General features: G+C 51.9%; 14 protein-coding genes. 11 read left to right on the top strand and 3 right to left on the bottom strand.

The window, feature by feature from the left end; genetic code table 11:
* The first annotated feature begins 155 nt into the window (after positions 1 to 155).
* On the top strand, positions 156 to 656 hold the full coding sequence (locus tag PSE_RS12335; RefSeq protein ID WP_041768403.1) for a hypothetical protein: 501 nt from the start codon (positions 156 to 158) through the stop codon (positions 654 to 656).
* A 48-nt stretch (positions 657 to 704) separates the two neighbouring features.
* On the opposite strand, the gene PSE_RS12330 is transcribed toward PSE_RS12335, so the two are convergent.
* Entirely contained in the window at positions 705 to 2204 is a 1500-nt protein-coding gene (locus PSE_RS12330; protein ID WP_014285172.1) for a CoA-acylating methylmalonate-semialdehyde dehydrogenase, read from the bottom strand.
* Between the two features lie 190 nt (positions 2205 to 2394).
* On the opposite strand from PSE_RS12330, the gene PSE_RS12325 reads away from it, so the two are divergent.
* Complete coding sequence (locus tag PSE_RS12325; protein WP_008550093.1) at positions 2395 to 3285, top strand: LysR family transcriptional regulator; 891 nt, start codon at positions 2395 to 2397, stop codon at positions 3283 to 3285.
* Between the two features lie 112 nt (positions 3286 to 3397).
* Positions 3398 to 4237: a hypothetical protein gene (locus PSE_RS12320; RefSeq protein ID WP_014285170.1), complete on the top strand. Its 840-nt coding sequence runs from the start codon at positions 3398 to 3400 to the stop codon at positions 4235 to 4237.
* Positions 4238 to 4327: 90 nt separating this feature from the next.
* Here the strand turns inward: PSE_RS12320 and PSE_RS12315 are convergent, their stop codons facing one another.
* Both PSE_RS12315 and PSE_RS12310 read right to left on the bottom strand, forming a co-directional pair.
* The gene (locus PSE_RS12315; protein WP_008549646.1) at positions 4328 to 5839 is read right to left on the bottom strand and encodes a phosphomannomutase/phosphoglucomutase; all 1512 of its coding nucleotides are present in this window, start codon (positions 5837 to 5839) and stop codon (positions 4328 to 4330) included.
* Between the two features lie 109 nt (positions 5840 to 5948).
* Positions 5949 to 7337, bottom strand: a complete 1389-nt coding sequence (locus PSE_RS12310; protein ID WP_041768982.1) for a mannose-1-phosphate guanylyltransferase/mannose-6-phosphate isomerase — start codon at positions 7335 to 7337, stop codon at positions 5949 to 5951.
* Between the two features lie 250 nt (positions 7338 to 7587).
* Between PSE_RS12310 and PSE_RS12305 the strand changes: the two genes are divergently transcribed.
* The 8 genes from PSE_RS12305 (at position 7588) to argE (ending at position 17091) form a co-directional block, all read left to right on the top strand.
* Complete coding sequence (locus PSE_RS12305) at positions 7588 to 8901, top strand: acetylornithine deacetylase/succinyl-diaminopimelate desuccinylase family protein (RefSeq protein WP_008549953.1); 1314 nt, start codon at positions 7588 to 7590, stop codon at positions 8899 to 8901.
* Between the two features lie 20 nt (positions 8902 to 8921).
* Positions 8922 to 10433: an ABC transporter substrate-binding protein gene (locus PSE_RS12300; RefSeq protein WP_014285168.1), complete on the top strand. Its 1512-nt coding sequence runs from the start codon at positions 8922 to 8924 to the stop codon at positions 10431 to 10433.
* Between the two features lie 196 nt (positions 10434 to 10629).
* A complete protein-coding gene (locus PSE_RS12295; RefSeq protein ID WP_014285167.1) occupies positions 10630 to 11577 on the top strand; it encodes an ABC transporter permease in 948 nt (315 codons plus the stop codon).
* Positions 11574 to 12458 (top strand): ABC transporter permease, encoded by an 885-nt coding sequence (locus PSE_RS12290; RefSeq protein WP_014285166.1) that lies wholly within the window; start codon positions 11574 to 11576, stop codon positions 12456 to 12458. Before PSE_RS12295 ends, PSE_RS12290 begins: the two co-directional genes overlap by 4 nt.
* Positions 12455 to 14092, top strand: coding sequence for an ABC transporter ATP-binding protein (locus PSE_RS12285; protein WP_014285165.1), 1638 nt, complete (start codon positions 12455 to 12457; stop codon positions 14090 to 14092). Before PSE_RS12290 ends, PSE_RS12285 begins: the two co-directional genes overlap by 4 nt.
* Before the next feature lie 73 nt (positions 14093 to 14165).
* Positions 14166 to 14864, top strand: a complete 699-nt coding sequence (locus PSE_RS12280) for a class II aldolase/adducin family protein (protein ID WP_014285164.1) — start codon at positions 14166 to 14168, stop codon at positions 14862 to 14864.
* Positions 14865 to 14931: 67 nt separating this feature from the next.
* Positions 14932 to 15864: an ROK family protein gene (locus PSE_RS12275; RefSeq protein ID WP_014285163.1), complete on the top strand. Its 933-nt coding sequence runs from the start codon at positions 14932 to 14934 to the stop codon at positions 15862 to 15864.
* 72 nt (positions 15865 to 15936) lie between these two features.
* The gene (gene argE, locus PSE_RS12270; protein ID WP_014285162.1) at positions 15937 to 17091 is read left to right on the top strand and encodes an acetylornithine deacetylase; all 1155 of its coding nucleotides are present in this window, start codon (positions 15937 to 15939) and stop codon (positions 17089 to 17091) included.
* Positions 17092 to 17118 lie beyond the last annotated feature (27 nt).

The following is a 17118-nucleotide window of genomic DNA, read 5'->3' as shown; positions in this document are numbered from 1 at the left end:
GCCACGATAAAAATCAAAATGGCTCATGGATTCCCGAATTTTCGGGAATATTAACTGCTTTCCGCTAGGGTCCCCGGGTTCTCTTGTACATCTCAGCCTACATCGAACTAACGAATTGATATTGCTGAATAACAACAAAAAGGAGAGAACCTGCCATGTTTCGCTCTTTTAGCCGTCTTTTCCTGACGGCAATTTGGGGCCTGGGCCTTACCTCCGCATCCATTGCCTCCGAGAAGCAAGGTTTTACCGCCGAGCGCAGTGATGTGATTCCGCCGCTGGAGATTTTCCAGACAATGGCGGAGGACCTGCAACCACAGGGCTGGATCACGTTTCAGACGCTGGATGGCAAGCAGATTGTCAACTTCGCACCGATCATGTCGCTGCGCTGCAGGCTGAAGGAAATTAAGTATTCCATCGATTCCAAAGATCTCAATGAGAGCTTCCCTATTCCTGATTGCGATCCGGAGTATCCCTTCCGTGTGGAAGCTCAGAGCATTCATCAGCCTTACATCATCGAGTTTCCAGGTGGGACTGTGCAAGCCCTTGCAGTTCAGTTGACCTGGGATGATGGCAGTACAAGCAAGATTGCTTATTACGAGCCCTGCCGGGCTGTGGGAGCTGCGCCCTGCGCTTATCCTCTTGGCAGTCATGAATGAAAAAAGGCGCTCCGAAGAGCGCCTTTTCCAAATCTATGTCCCGAAGGCTTAACCCATTGTTGGGATAGAGAATTCTGCACCTTCTTTAACACCTGAAGGCCAGCGGGATGTCACTGTCTTGGTGCGGGTGTAGAACTTGAAGCCGTCTGGGCCGTGCTGGTTCAGATCACCGAAGCCAGAACGCTTCCAACCGCCGAAGGTGTGGTAAGCGAGCGGCACAGGGATTGGCACGTTGATGCCGACCATGCCGATATTGATGCGGCTTGCGAAGTCACGTGCAGTGTCACCGTCACGGGTGAAGATCGCAGTGCCGTTGCCGTACTCGTGATCCATTGGCAGGCTCAGAGCTTCTTCGTAGTTTTCTGCGCGCACAACAGTCAGAACAGGACCAAAGATTTCTTCTTTGTAGATGTCCATGTCTTTGGTTGCGTTATCGAACAGGCAAGGACCAACGAAGTTACCGTTTTCATAGCCCTGCAGTTTGAAGTCACGTCCGTCTACAACAAGCTTTGCGCCCTGCTCTACGCCGGAGTTTACCAGACCGAGGATGCGGTCACGTGCCTGTGGGGTGATGACTGGACCGAAGTCTACGTCGTCGCCAGCGGTATAAGGGCCAACCTTGAGTGCTTCAACGCGTGGGATGAGCTTCTCGATGAGACGGTCTGCAGTTTCCTGACCAACAGGAACAGCAACGGAGATCGCCATGCAGCGTTCGCCAGCAGCACCGAAGCCTGCACCAACCAGAGCGTCAGCAGCCTGATCCAGATCAGCATCCGGCATGATGAGCATGTGGTTTTTCGCGCCGCCGAAGCACTGTACGCGCTTACCAGAAGCTGTACCGCGGGTGTAAACGTACTCAGCAATCGCGGTGGAACCAACGAAGCCAACAGCCTGGATGATTGGATCATCAAGGATTGCGTCTACAGCTTCTTTGTCGCCGTTTACAACGTTCAGAACGCCGTCTGGCAGACCAGCTTCCTGCATCAGCTCAGCGAGCATCATAGGCACGGAAGGGTTACGCTCGGATGGCTTGAGGATGAAGGAGTTACCAGCTGCGATCGCAACACAGAACTTCCACATCGGGATCATTGCAGGGAAGTTGAATGGAGTGATGCCCGCAACAACGCCTAGTGGCTGACGCATGGAGTACATGTCGATGCCAGGACCAGCGCCTTCGGTGAACTCACCCTTCATCATGTGCGGTGCGCCGATGCAGAACTCTGCAACTTCGAGACCACGGATCACGTCGCCCTTCGCATCTGGGAAGGTTTTGCCGTGTTCTGCGGACAGCTTGGATGCCAGCTTGTCCATGTCGCGATGAAGCAGAGATACGAACTTCATCATTACGCGAGCGCGGCGCTGTGGGTTGGTTTTTGCCCAGCCTACCTGCGCTTTTTCAGCGATCGCTACTGCTTCCTGCAGTTCAGCTGTGGTTGCCAGAGCAACTTTTGCTGTAACTTCACCGGTTGCTGGGTTGAAAACGTCAGCTGCGCGGCCAGACTTGCCTGCAACGCGCTGTCCATTGATGAAATGACCGATCTCTTCCATGAGGTCCTCCCTCTCCAGGTCTATTCTAGCGGCCCGCAAACGCATGCGTTTTACAGGTCTGCGAGCGAATTTCTTTATGCCCCTAGCATGAACTATATTTTTCGCATATCAATGAGATAATATTCGAAACCGTTGTGCGAAAATTAAAGAACAAACTGCACAGCACTTGGAATGGGAGCAATCAAAAATCATGAACTGGGATGATGCAAGAGTGTTTCTTGCCGTGGCACGCTCCGGGCAGATTTTGGGAGCTGCTCAAAGGCTGGGCCTCAACCATGCAACTGTTGCCCGCCGCCTCTCCGCGCTTGAGGCTGCATTGCAGGCTAAGTTGATTGATCGCCGAACCACAGGCTGCGCTCTGACCAGCGAAGGCGAGCGGTTCTTTGAGTTTGCTGAGAGCATGGAAACGGAGATGCTTTCCGCTCGCGCTGAAATCGGCGGGACGGATGTGGAGCTATCCGGTGCCGTTCGCATTGGTGCTCCTGATGGCTTTGGCGTTGCATTTCTGGCGCCACGCCTTGGGGCTCTCAATGAACGTTATCCCGATCTGACACTGCAGTTGGTTCCACTCCACCGCGCTTTCTCCCTTTCAAAGCGCGAGGCTGATCTGGCAGTGACAGTGGGCCAACCGGAACATGGGCGGTTGGTGAGCCGTAAACTGACAGACTATTCGCTGGGTCTTTATGCCTCCCGAACCTATGCTGATCGCTATGGCCTGCCGCAGACCGAAGAAGAGCTGAAGCAGCATCGCCTGATTGGATATGTGGACGACCTGATCTTTGCCTCCTCCCTCAACTACTCAGCTGAGTTCTCCAAGGAGTGGCAGTCGCGTCTGGAGTGCGCCAGTGCTCTTGGGCAGACGGAAGCCGTACGTGCAGGCAGTGGGATTGGCATCCTTCACGGGTTTATCGCGGACGGTAATGATGACTTCGTGCCTGTGTTGCCTGAACGACGTATCTCGCGCAGTTACTATCTTGTGACCCATGAAAGCGCACGACACCTGCGCCGTATCAAAGCTGTCTCGGATTTCATCAGTGATCTGGTAAAGCAAGAGAAAGATCTCTTTAGAAACCACCTGTAACACACTGATTTAGAATCGGTTTCAAGCCTTTAAAATTATAAATTGTCATTTTTGATAATTTATAATATACAGTCGGCATACCCTCCGGACTGTAACTTGAAGGCAAAATGAGATGATTGGTAAGCTTGCGGAATACGTTGGCGTTCCTTTGGTTGTTGTCACTATCGTGGCAACCTTGCTTTATTTTGATTTTGGCGGATATCTGACGCGGGAAAGCCAGGCTGCCGATGGTAAGGACCAGCCCAAAGTGCTGGATACGCTTATCGCGGACATTCCCTCTCTGCCCGTGATCAAGGGAGATTTTCCGAGTCTTTACAAAGACCTGCAGAGTCAAATTGAGAAAGAGATTCAATCAGGCTCTGATGAGCGGGTGTTGGCCAAGAGTTTGCATGACTTGCTCTATCGTGCCCTGCAGGTGTATCGGCCACTTCTGAAGTATGCTGATGACGATAAAATCATCGAGGTCCTGAAAGCCAAGCGTGCCCTCACCTTGAAGCTGAACAAAAGCAAGGGTGAGCTGATTTGTGCGCAGGTCTTTTCCGGGTCGACTGGCGCGTTTCTGGACAGCTACACAGAGGTGGAAAGCGAAAGCACCAAAGAAGGGCTGGTTCTCTTCCGCCTACTTGCAGATGCGCAAGTGAAAGCCAAGGATGACGGGCTTGTCATTCATTACCCGGCAGAGCCATTGAAGAAGAAAATCCGTGTGATTGGGCAGGCAACAGATAAGCCCACCGATACGGACTTGTATCTTCCGGTGAACGCAGCTTTTGACGCGCTTGTGAAAGTGTATCCGATGGAGTCACTGAGCCGTATTTTTGCTGCGGACCCAACAGATAAGCAACTCTGTGACAGTGAGATCCGCCTTTATGATGCGATCATTGGATTGCCGAAACCGCATGGCCCAGCGGTGCGCAAGTACATTGTCGATCTGCTTTACTTTGCAGGCTACTAGCCATCTCCCACCCCTTGTGCAAGTAGTCCCATAACAAAAACGCCGGCCCCATAAGGCCGGCGTTTTTAGCGTCTTTATTCTGTTTAGGCGTTAGGCCAGTTCAGCAAGTGTCTGGTTGTAGTCACCAACCTCTGGATTTTCGCGCAGGACTGAATCCATTGCTTTGAACATCTCGTGCAGGCGCTCTTCAGAAACTGGGCTTTCCACCACAACAACCAGTTCAGGTTTGTTGGAGGATGCGCGAACAAGGCCCCAGGTGCCGTCATCACAAACAACACGAACGCCGTTTACGGTGATGAGGTCATCAATGTCATGACCGGATACTTTCGCGCCTTCCGCCTTCATAGACTTGAAGCGCTCAACAACACGATCAACCACATCGTACTTGATCTCATCTGCGCATTTTGCTGCCATGGTTGGGGAGCCCCAGGTCTTTGGCAGGTCACGGCGCAGATCAGCCATGGTCTTATCCGGGTTGCGGTCCATCATGTCCAGAACAGCAACTGCAGAGACAACACCATCATCATACCCACGGCCAATTGGTGGGTTGAAGAAATAGTGGCCGGACTTTTCGAAGCCAGCGATCGCACCAAGCTCAGTCACGCGGCGTTTGATGTAAGAGTGACCGGTTTTGAAGTAGTCAGTCTTCGCACCATTGGCCTTGAGGACCGGGTCCGTGTGGTAGAGACCGGTTGACTTCACATCCACAACGAACTGAGTTTCCGGATGTAACGCGGAGATATCGCGGGCGAGCATGACGCCGACTTTATCTGCGAAGATCTCTTCACCTTCGTTATCAACCACACCGCAGCGGTCACCATCACCGTCAAAGCCCAGACCAACTTCAGCGCCGGTTTCCAGCACCTTGTCGCGGATCGCATGAAGCATCTTCATATCTTCCGGATTCGGGTTGTAGTTCGGGAAGGTATGATCCAGCTCGCAGTCCAGTGGAATAACATCCACACCCAGCGCTTCAAGAATACGAGGTGCGAATGCACCTGCTGTGCCGTTACCACATGCCACGACCGCTTTGATCGGGCGTTTCAGCTTCTCGCGTTCCGTCAGATCCGCAATGTAGCGGTCTGCCAGATCCGGGTGATACTCATAGGAACCACCACCACGCAGATCACTTTTGCCTTCCAGAACGATCTCCTTCAGGCGACCCATTTCTTCCGGACCAAAGGTCAGCGGACGGTTTGCGCCCATTTTTACGCCGGTCCAGCCGTTGTCGTTGTGGGAGGCTGTGACCATCGCCACGCATGGGACATCCAGATCAAACTGAGCGTAGTAAGCCATTGGAGACATGGCGAGGCCAATGTCATGCACCTTGATGCCAGCTGACATGAGACCAGTGATCAAGGCCATTTTGATTGAGGCAGAGTAACCGCGAAAGTCATGACCGGTTACGATCTCAGGGCGAACACCAAGTTCATGAATGAGAGTTCCGAGCCCCTCGCCCAGCGCCTGAATGCCCTTCAGGTTGATCTCTTCTTCAAAGAGCCAGCGCGCATCGTACTCGCGAAAACCGGTTGGCTTGACCAACGGTGTCGTTTCATAGGCCAAGGTGTTCGGCGTTAGCTTTGAAACCGGTTTAACTGACATATTTTCTCCTAGGTAAGCATCAGATCACTGGTAGTGCAGAGACGTGACGCTTTTATCAAACTCCGTTTGAATGTGTTTCGTTACCCACCAAACGGTTTTCAAATTCACGTTATACTCGCAGGATATCATCCTCGGCGATGTATGCGCCGGACTGGACTTCGATCATGCGAACCGGGATTTTTCCCGGATTTTGTAGTTTGTGCCTTGCTCCAAGCGGGACAAAGACAGACTGATTTTCTGAAATCAGCTCATCTTTCCCATCAATGGTCACTTCCAGCGTTCCACTCACAACAACCCAGTGCTCTGCACGGTGGATGTGGCGCTGCAGTGTCAGGCCTTTGCCAGGTTCGATCATCATGGACTGCACACGAAAGCGCTCGCCTTCTGAGATACGCTCGCTCCATCCCCATGGGCGATAAACGCGGCGGTGTTGAACAGTTTCAGGCCGGTTTGCCTTGTCCAATTGTTCCACCACCTTCTTCACGTCCTGCGCCTTATCTTTTGCGGCGACGAGGAGTGCGTCCTTGGTGTTGACGACCATGACATCTTCCAAGCCGACAACGCTGACGAGGGCATCTTCAGAATAAACGAGGCAATTTTTGGACTGTTCGAAGATCGCGTCGCCCAAAGCGGAGTTACCCTCATCATTCTTTGCCATGGACTCCCAGATTGCAGGCCATGAGCCCAGATCGCTCCACCCCGGATCAGTGGGAACGCAGGCAACATTCTCTTCATTTTCCATGATCGCATAGTCAAAGGAGATATTGCGTACTTGCGCGAAGGCTTCTTCTTCCAGTCTCAGGAAGTCTAGATCGTGCCTTGCATTCTCAGAGGCCTTGGCCACCTGCTCCCAGATATCGGGTGCATGCTTTTGGAAAGCATCGCGCATGGCAGCAGCTGAGTACATGAAGATGCCGGCGTTCCAAAGGTAGTTGCCGTCATTGAGGAACTCCTCTGCGGTTGCCAGGTCCGGCTTTTCGACAAAGGCATCGACCTTGCGGACAGACTCACTGCCCTCGCATAGCTTGATGTAGCCGTAGCCGGTGTTGGGTTCGCTTGGTTCAATACCAAAGGTCACGATCTGCCCGGCATCAGCGGCAGTATGCGCAGCTCCTACAGCGCATAGAAACTCTTTATCATCTGCGACCAGATGGTCTGACGGCAGCAACAATACGATAGCGTTTTCATCTGTCTGTAGCGCCATAAGAGCTGCAAGAGCCGCTGGTGCTGCGGTGTTGCGGCCGCATGGCTCCAGCACGATGGCCTGAGGCTCAATGCCAAGTTCGGCCATTTGCTCACCGATCAGAAAGCGATGATCTTGATTGGAAATAACCAAAGGGGCGCGGAACTGCTCGAAACTGACGCGTTCACAAGTCTTTTGAAAGAGGCTTTGACCTGAAAAGATTGGCAAGAATTGTTTTGGCCTTTCTCTACGGGACAGAGGCCAGAGGCGAGATCCAAACCCACCCGACAGAATCACAGGTGTGATTTTGCTCATGCTATTGCCAGTCATATTTTCAGGATCACTTTCAAACAAACGAGTAGACTATTCGTAAACTCAGAAGGTGCAGGCAAAAACCCTCAAAACACGTGGAGTTTCAGTGTTCCACACATTCTCTCGAAAATAATTAAGGCATTTTACCAGTCTCTTTATCGTCAACTTACCTAGTACTTTTCAGGGGTATTCAGTCGATTTGGGACGGGTCACGATATTCGTTAATTCATTTAAGCATTTGATTGGGGGGACAATGCGGGATGAACTCAGGCAATCTGTCGAGAGCAAAGTAGAGGAGCTTGTGGCTCTGACACGAGATCTGATTGCGTTTCCAACTATCAATCCTCCCGGAGAGGCTTATCGGCCTTGCGCCGAGTTCATTGGGGAACGCTTGAGGCGCAAAGGCTTCCAGGTTGAGTATGTCAGAGGTGAAAGCACCCCTGGCGACTCTGATCGTTATCCACGCATCAATGTCATCTGTCGGTATGAGGGACGAGGCCCTGGGCCTTGCGTTCATTTCAACTCACACATTGATGTGGTTGAAGTTGGATATGGCTGGACGGTTGATCCGTTTGCCGGGGTTGTCAAAGACGGTAAGGTCTTTGGGCGCGGGGCCTGCGATATGAAGGGCGGTTTGGCTTCTTCCATTATCGCAGCAGAAACCCTGATTGAGTGTTTTCCTGAGTTTTGCGGTGCTATTGAGATCTCAGGCACCGTTGATGAAGAGTCAGGTGGGCTTGGCGGCGTGGCTTACCTTGCCAGACATGGATATTTCTCCAAGCCTCGCGTTGATCATGTGATCATCCCTGAACCGCTGCATAAAGATCAGGTTTGCCTCGGGCACAGAGGTGTGTGGTGGAGTGAGATCGAGACTCGCGGCTCCATTGCCCACGGCTCAATGCCGTTCTTGGGAGACAGCGCAATTCGTCACATGGGGGCATTTTTGAATGTGCTTGAAGACGAGCTTTACCCTGCGCTCAGCAAAAAACAAACACAAATGCCGGTTATTCCTCCCGGCGCCCGATCATCTACTTTAAATATCAACTCGTTACATGGCGGGCAGGATGAAGGACATGACGGTCTTCCCTCCCCTTGCGTTGCGGATAGCTGCCGCATCGTACTGGATCGTCGCTTTCTGATTGAAGAGCCTTTGGAGGACGTGAAACAAGAGATAGTTGAAATATTAGAAAATCTGCGTAAAACACGTAGAAATTTCGAATATGAACTTAAGGATCTCCTTGAAGTTCTGCCTGTGATGGCCGACAAAGACTCCCCAGTCGCGCGCGCGGTCGCAGACGGAATTAAAGACGTGCTTCAAAAGGATGCGTCATATGTGGTCTCTCCGGGGACATATGATCAGAAGCACATAACACGGCTTGGCCACTTGCACGATTGTATTGCGTATGGTCCAGGCAAACTTGAGATGGCGCACAGGCCGGACGAATTTGTTGGAATTGAGGATCTCGTAGACAGCGCAAAAGTAATGGCACTGGCGGCGTACTCTCTTCTTACAGAGCCTGATGCAAGCCCAATAACAAGAACACAGTCTGATCACGTGCACTCTTAAAGTATAAGGGACGGAATGGAATGCATGCAAAGTCATTAAAAAGTCGGCTGCTTTGCCTTGCTGGAGGCGCAGCCCTCGTCCTTGCAGCACTTACAGGTGCGCACGGTTCTGCTGAAGCCAAATCATCCCTGTCTTTGGGAATGGTACTTGAACCTCCTCATCTTGATGCGACTGCAGGCGCAGCTGCTGCAATTGATGAAGTGGTTTATCAAAACATCTTTCAGGGTCTGACACGTATCGGCCCTGATGGAAGCGTTCAGCCTTCTCTCGCCAAATCCTGGGATGTGAGCGAAGATGGAATGACCTATCGCTTCCACCTAGAAAAGGATGTTGTCTTCCACGACGGAACACCGTTTTCAGCTGAGGACGTCAAATTTTCCATTGATCGCGCACGGGCGGAAGGCAGTGTGAATGCCCAGAAGCCTTTGTTTGCAGCGATTGATGAAGTGGTGGTGATTGATCCGGAAACCGTTGATGTCAAACTCACCACGCCAAGTGGCAATCTTGCTTATAATCTGGCTTGGGGTGACGCCGTTATTGTTTCTCCTAAATCAGCTGAGAGCAACAAAACGAAACCGATTGGCACCGGACCATTCAAGTTCGATCGCTGGATGAAGGGGCAGGAAATCCGCATTTCCCGCTTTGATGGCTATTGGGGTGATCAGCCTCAGCTGGATAAGGCGTCGTTCCGCTTTATCTCTGATCCAAATGCTGCTTTTGCAGCCATGATCTCCGGCGATCTGGATGCGTTCCCAACTTTCTCTGCTCCAGAAACTATTGCTCAGTTTGAAGCTGATCCACGCTTTGAAGTTGCGATTGGGACCACAGAGGGTGAAACCATTCTTGCGATGAACAACACTCGTGGCCCGCTTAAGAACAAGCTGGTCCGTCAGGCTATTTCTCATGCGATTAACAAGCAGGCGCTGATTGATGGAGCGATGTTTGGTCTGGGTACTCCGATCGGCACGCACTTTGCGCCGCACCATCCTGCCTATAACGATCTGACAGGGTTGTATCCTTACGATCCAGCAAAAGCGAAAGAGCTGCTTGCCAAGGCCGGTTACGCTGATGGCTTCAGGGCGACACTGAAACTGCCTCCGCCAACTTATGCGCGCCGTGGCGGTGAACTGATTGCTTCAGATCTGAAGAAAGTTGGCATTGACCTGAAGATCATTCCGGTTGAATGGGCACAATGGCTTTCTGAGGTGTTTAAAGAGACGAACTACGACTTCACCATCGTCTCTCATGTTGAGCCAATGGATATTGGTATCTATGCACGGGAGAAGTACTACTTCAACTACAACAGTGACGCCTTCAAGAACGTGATTGAAGAGCTGAATGTGATAGTTGATGAAGAGAAGCGTTATGAGCTTTTGAAACAGGCTCAGCAGATCATCTCTGACGACGCGGTGAATGTGTATCTGTTCCAGCTGGCCAAGTCAGGTGTTTGGAATGCCAATGTGAAGGGGCTTTGGCGCAACTCTCCGACACCGGGCAATGACCTGTCGCAGGTTCACTGGGCAAATAACTAAAATCACCTAGCAAATACACGTAGATATTTGCACAGGGCTGCGGTTGCAACCGTAATCGCAGCCCTTCTCAATTGCTATTCCAGACCAATTGGTTTAAGCGATTTCAAACCGATAGTTACTCTAGGGGTAACCCTTTTCTCTCATTGTACAATTTGCTTGTGCGACGCAAGTTTGATTGGTTTTGCGGATTTGTCGAATGCTCTGGTTCGCGTTCCTTCGCCTCATAGGCTTACTGACAACTCTATTGGCCGCAAGCCTCGTAATCTTCGTTGTGCTTGAGGTTATTCCCGGTGATCCGGCAGAAGTGATGCTTGGGCTGAACGCACAGCCCGACACGCTGGCAGCGCTGCGTGCCGAACTGGGTCTGAACGCACCTGTCACCACCCGCTATATCAATTGGGTGCTTGGCATGCTGCAGGGAGATTTCGGGATCAGCTATACATACTCCGTTCCAGTTGCAGAACTCATCGGTGAGCGCATTCAGATTAGCCTTCCGCTGGCCACCGGTGCTCTGATCCTCTCTACCATCATCGCAATCCCAATCGGCGTTTATTCAGCCCGGTATCATGGCAAGGTCATTGATACGGGCATCATGTCTGTAGCGCAGATTGGTATTGCGATCCCGAACTTCTGGATCGCTATTCTTTTAGTTTACGTATTCGCGATTGTGCTTCGTGTGTTGCCATCGGGCGGCTTCCCCGGTTGGGAGGTGAGCTTCTTTGGCTCATTACAAGCGCTGATCCTGCCTGTTGTGGCTTTGGCCTTGCCGCAGGCCAGCATTCTGGCTCGTGTGATGCGTTCTGCTTTGCTGGATGTGCTCCATGAGGATTATATCCGCACCGCACGCGCTAAAGGCCTTTCCAACAAAGCAACGCTTTGGCGCCATGGTGTGCGAAATGCTCTTATTCCGGTACTGACCATTCTCGGCCTTCAATTCTCTTTCCTGATTGCAGGTACTGTCATCATTGAGAACTTGTTCTATCTACCGGGACTTGGACGTCTGATTTTCCAAGGCATCACTCAGCGTGATCTCATTGTTGTGAAAAGCAGTGTGATGCTGCTTGTTGCTCTTACCATTTTTGTGACGTTTCTCGTCGACATCGCCTATGCAGCCATTGATCCAAGATTGAGGCGACGAGTATGAATCAGGAACTTCCAAGCTACCCGTCGCTTGCTACCTATGATGAAACCTCCATCTGGAGGAAGGCCCTGCATAGCCGCTCCTTCCTGATTGGTGCCTTCCTTGCCATCGTTATATTGATAGCTGGCGTGCTCTCCATCTTCTGGACGCCTTATGCGATCGATGTTCTGAACATCGCCAATCGCTTGAAGCCAATGAGCTCTGAGTTCTGGTTCGGAACGGATCAATATGGCCGCGATATCTTTTCGATGCTGATGGTGGGCGCGCGTACCTCCATCATTGTGGCGTTGATTGCCGTTGGTATTGGCATGCTGATTGGGGTGCCGTTAGGACTGCTTGCAGCCGCACGCAAAGGTTTGTTGGAAGAACTGGTTATGCGCACCAATGACCTGATCTTTGCGTTCCCTTCCCTGCTTTCCGCCGTACTAATCACCTCCATTTTTGGACCAGGTACAATCAACGCTGTGATCGCAATTGGCATCTTCAATATTCCGGTGTTTGCACGTGTGGCCAGAGGTGGTGCTCTATCCCTTTCAGGCCGTGAGTTTTTGCTTGCCGCCCGGCTTTCCGGCAAGAACTCCTTTTTGATCACGCTGGAGCACGTTATTCCGAATATCGCTAATCTGCTGATTGTGCAGGCGACCATTCAGCTGTCGCTCGCGATTTTGTCGGAAGCTGGACTTTCTTATCTTGGTCTGGGCACACAGCCGCCGATGGCGAGTTGGGGTCGTATGCTCTATGAGGCGCAGACCATGGTCGCGTTTGCACCACAACTGGCACTTTATCCGGGCTTTGCAATTATCTTTTCTGTACTTGGCTTCAACCTGTTGGGTGACGGCCTGCGTGATCTACTTGATCCCAAAATGCGGAGGAGAGTGGCATGACCTCTGTCTTTTCCGCGACGGACCTTTGTGTTTCCATTGGTGATAAGGCGATCCTGCGCAATGTGAGCTTCTCACTTGAGCAGGGTAAAATTCTTGGCCTTGTGGGAGAAAGCGGTTCTGGCAAATCCATGAGTGCGCTGTCGGCTATGCAGTTACTGCCAGAAGGTGCCAATCAGATCGGTGAGCTGATGTTTGAGGGTAAGAACCTCACGCGCGCGACCGATACTGAGATGACCCACATTCGTGGCAAAGACATCTCAATGGTGTTTCAGGAGCCGCTGACAGCCCTCAATCCAACACGCACTATTGGTGAACAGGTGTCAGAAGGGTTGCGCTGGCACCTTGGTCTTTCCCGCAAAGAAGCGATGGAACAGACCATTGACGTTCTGGAACGTGTTGGTCTTGGCCTCGAGTACGGATTGATTGATCGCTTCCCGCATCAGCTCTCCGGTGGTCAGCGCCAGCGTGTGGTCATTGCAATCGCGATTGCTTGTAAGCCAAAAGTTCTTATCGCCGATGAGCCGACAACTGCACTGGACGTGACCGTTCAGGCACAGATCCTGACATTGCTGAAGGACATCGTGAAGAAAGAGCAGATGGCAATGCTGCTCATCTCACATGATCTGGCTGTTGTTGCGGATATGGCGGACAATGTAGCGATCATGAAGGATGGTGTGATTGTTGAACGTGGCCCAACCTGCGAGCTGTTCGACAATCTCTCCCATCCGTACTCCAAGAAGCTGTTTGAGGCCTCTAACCACGTGCCGGTTCCAAGACAAGAGCCGGTTGATGAAGTAACACAGCCGCTCTTAAAGGTGAGCAATGTGCTGCGCGAGTATCCGCTTCCGCGCGCGAGCTTCTTCACTCGTCGGCAATGGCACCGTGCTGTCCAACATGTGTCCTTCCATGTGGCTCCGCGTCAGAGCATGGGGCTGGTGGGCGAGAGTGGCTGCGGCAAGTCCACATTAGCTCGTACCATCTTGGGCCTGACGCCACCTGATGGCGGACACATTCAGTTTCTGGGACAAGACCCCTACTCTGTTTCTCGCAAGGACCGACAAGATCTTCAGCTTGGTATTCAAGCAGTCTTTCAGGATCCATATGGCAGCTTTGATCCACGCCATACCGTTGAACGTACGGTGGGCGAGCCATTGCACTTGATGCGTAAGGAGCTGTCTCGAACGCAGCGCCGGAAACGGGTCCACGAAGTGTTGGAGAGCGTTGGGCTTACATCCGCTGATGCAAACAAGTATCCACATGAGTTTTCAGGCGGACAGCGCCAGCGTATTGCTATCGCGCGGGCGTTGGTGACCAATCCAAGCCTTATTGTGGCTGATGAGCCAGTCTCTGCGTTGGATGTTTCAATCCGCGCACAGATCCTCGATCTGTTTGCTGATCTTCGTGACCGTCTCGGGATGGCGTATCTGTTCATCTCGCACGATCTTTCCGTCGTGCAGGCGATTACGGACCGCGTAATTGTGATGAATGCCGGCCGGATCGTTGAGGAAGGACCAACTGGAGAGGTCTTCTCCAACCCAAAGCATCCGTATACACGTATCCTTGTTTCTGCTGCCCCTGACCTCAATGAGGCTTTGCGCAGGCGTAGAGAAGAAGAGAGCAAAGATACGCATTGAGCGCTATTGCCTGAGATGAACCGTTGCCACTAGCCTTGCTCACGTTTTGGCCGCAGCACACTGGAGAGGTGTTATGACAACAGCTGAAAACCAGCTTCGCCGAGAAATCATTGAGACGGCGCGTGCTTTACAAAGCACTGGTCTGACACATGGCACCTCTGGCAATGTCAGTGCACGCTGCAACAATGGCATGCTGATTACCCCTTCAGGTGTTCCCTATGAGGATCTGGAGATAGAGAAGATCGTCTTTATGGATCTGGAAGGCGGTTATTACGGAGACTTTCTGCCTTCTTCCGAATGGCGCATGCATTTGGATATCTACCGTACTTATGAAGCTGCGGAGGCGGTGGTGCATAGCCATTCACCGCGTGCGACTGCACTTTCAACCCACAACCGAGGCATCCCGGCGTTTCATTATATGGTCGCTGTGGCGGGTGGAGATGAAATCAAGTGCGCGGACTACGCTACCTTTGGCACGAAAGCACTCTCAGACGCTATGATTGTAGCTTTGGAAGATCGCCGAGCCTGTTTGCTGGCCCATCACGGACAGATCGCTTATGGCCCATCACTGAACAAGGCATTTGGGCTTGCAGGTGAAGTGGAAGCATTGGCTGATCAATATCTTTCTGCGCTGGTTCTAGGAGAACCTGCGCCTCTTTCTCCAACCGAGATGAAAGAGATACTGCGAAAATTTAAGAGCTACGGCAAACAACTGGATGCTCTGGATGGGGATGACGCGGGCGCATTTGAAATGCCCCAGCGACGCGACTAAATCAGAGAACAACAATAAATGCAGAGGCCATGGCCTCATATGCATGTAACGGGGGAATGATTGGAACATGCGAATTGGACTTGACTGGGGTGGCACCAAAATTGAAGCGCTGGCACTTTCTAACGAAGGTGAAGAACTGTTTCGCAAGCGTGTTCCAACACCCAAGAATGATTACCAAGGCTGTGTAGAGGCTGTTGTCGGACTTGTTGCAGATGTCGAAGCAGCTACCGGAGAGACCGGCACTGTCGGCATCGGCATTCCAGGCTCCATCTCTCCAAGCACAGGGCTGGTCAAAAACGCCAACTCCACATGGATGAATGGAAAGCCGCTCGACAAAGATCTGTGTGAAGCTCTTGGTCGTGAAGTCCGCATTCAGAACGATGCCAACTGCATGGCTGTTTCCGAAGCCATTGATGGTGCTGGTGCTGGTTGCGGTGTTGTCCATGGCGTGATCATCGGCACCGGCTGCGGATCTGGCATTGCCATCAATGGCCGCCCACATAAAGGGGCCAACGGTATTGGCGGCGAATGGGGCAACGTGACTGTTCCATGGATGCAGGAAGGGGAGTTTCCGGGACCGCTGAACTGGACCGGACACCACGGTACGATCGACCTGCTTTGCTCTGGCACAGGCTTTCAATGGGATTATGAAAACGCGACAGGCAAGGCTTTAAAAGGTCTCGAGATCATTGAGCTCATGCGCTCTGGTGATGAAGCTGCCATGGGTACTTATCAGCGTTATGTGAGCCGTTTGGGCCGCGCCCTGGCGATGGCTGCTAACATACTGGATCCAGATTGCTTTGTGCTGGCTGGCGGTATGTCCAATGTAGATGAGATCTACAAGGATCTTCCAGCTGCAATGCGTCCTTACATTTTCTCCGACGGGTATGATTTCGATATCCGCAAGGCCAAACACGGTGACAGTTCTGGTGTTCGCGGAGCCGCTTGGCTGTGGGGTAAAGGCGAAACAACGCAAGGGCAGATCAACGAAAGCTCGTAAACGTACTTTTCCTAATGGATTTCTCTTTCTATAGTCGGTTTTCACGATTCTGATTTCCCGAAAGAAATTTCCATGACAATGACAAGCCAAGAAGTCCTTGCAAAGCTGGTTAGCTTTGACACGGTCAGCGCAAAAACAAATCTCCCCCTGATTAAGTGGATCGAAGAGTATCTGACTGATCTGGGGGTCTCTTCCTTCACTCTGCCAGACGAGACTGGTGAGAAGGCGAGCTTGTTTGCGACGATTGGTGGTGATGGGCCAGATGGTTATGTTCTTTCAGGCCATACAGACGTTGTGCCGGTCGCAGGTCAGGACTGGACTACCGACCCATTCACCCTTCGTGAGCAGGACGGTTTGCTTTATGGCCGTGGCTCCTGTGACATGAAGGGCTTTGTTGCCTGCTCTCTGGCTAAAGTGCCGGAAATGCTAAAAGCACCTCTGAAGAAGCCATTCCATCTGATGTTCTCTTATGATGAAGAAGTTGGATGTATTGGTGTTCAGCCTATTTTGCATAAACTGGCCGGTGATGACTTCAAGGCTGAGGCTTGCTTTGTTGGTGAGCCAACTGAAATGCAGGTGGTTGTCGCGCACAAATCCAAATCTTCATATCGCGCAGTATTTACTGGTCTGTCCTGTCACTCTTCCCTCGCCCCGCACGGCGTGAATGCAGTGCACTACGGTGCCCGTCTGGTGACAAAACTGGAAGAGATGGCTCGCAAGTTGGCTGCTGGTCCAAGCGATGCGCTTTATGACCTGCCCTTCTCTACCGCCCACACTGGTGTGATCAAAGGCGGCACTGCTCTCAACATTGTGCCTGAGCATTGTGAAGTGATCTTTGAGTTCCGCATGCTGCCTTCTGAAAGCACCAAGACCTGTATGGACGAAGTTGAGCGCTATGCATTTGAAGAGCTTCTGCCTGAAATGCGCAAAGTTTATCCTGAGGCCAACATCGAGTTCGTTCCATTTTCTGAGATTCCAGGATTGGACACTGAAGTGGAAGCAGACGTTACCGTTCTAGCGAAGAAACTGGCAGGCCGTAACGACCATGCCAAAGTTGCTTATGGAACCGAAGCTGGTCTGATCCAGAACATTCTTGATATTCCTACCGTCGTTTGCGGCCCAGGCAACATCGAACAGGCGCATAAACCAGACGAGTTCATCAAAAAATCCGAACTCGACAAGTGCGACGCCTTCCTCGATCGCCTAATCAAACACGCTTGTGCGTAGCGATTAAACGAGGCTACTTCACGAAGG

The sequence above is a fragment of the Pseudovibrio sp. FO-BEG1 genome, from assembly GCF_000236645.1.
Taxonomy (GTDB): Bacteria; Pseudomonadota; Alphaproteobacteria; order Rhizobiales; family Stappiaceae; genus Pseudovibrio.
The sequence above is the reverse complement of the archived record's forward strand: the minus strand, read 5'-3'. Positions and strand labels throughout refer to the sequence as shown.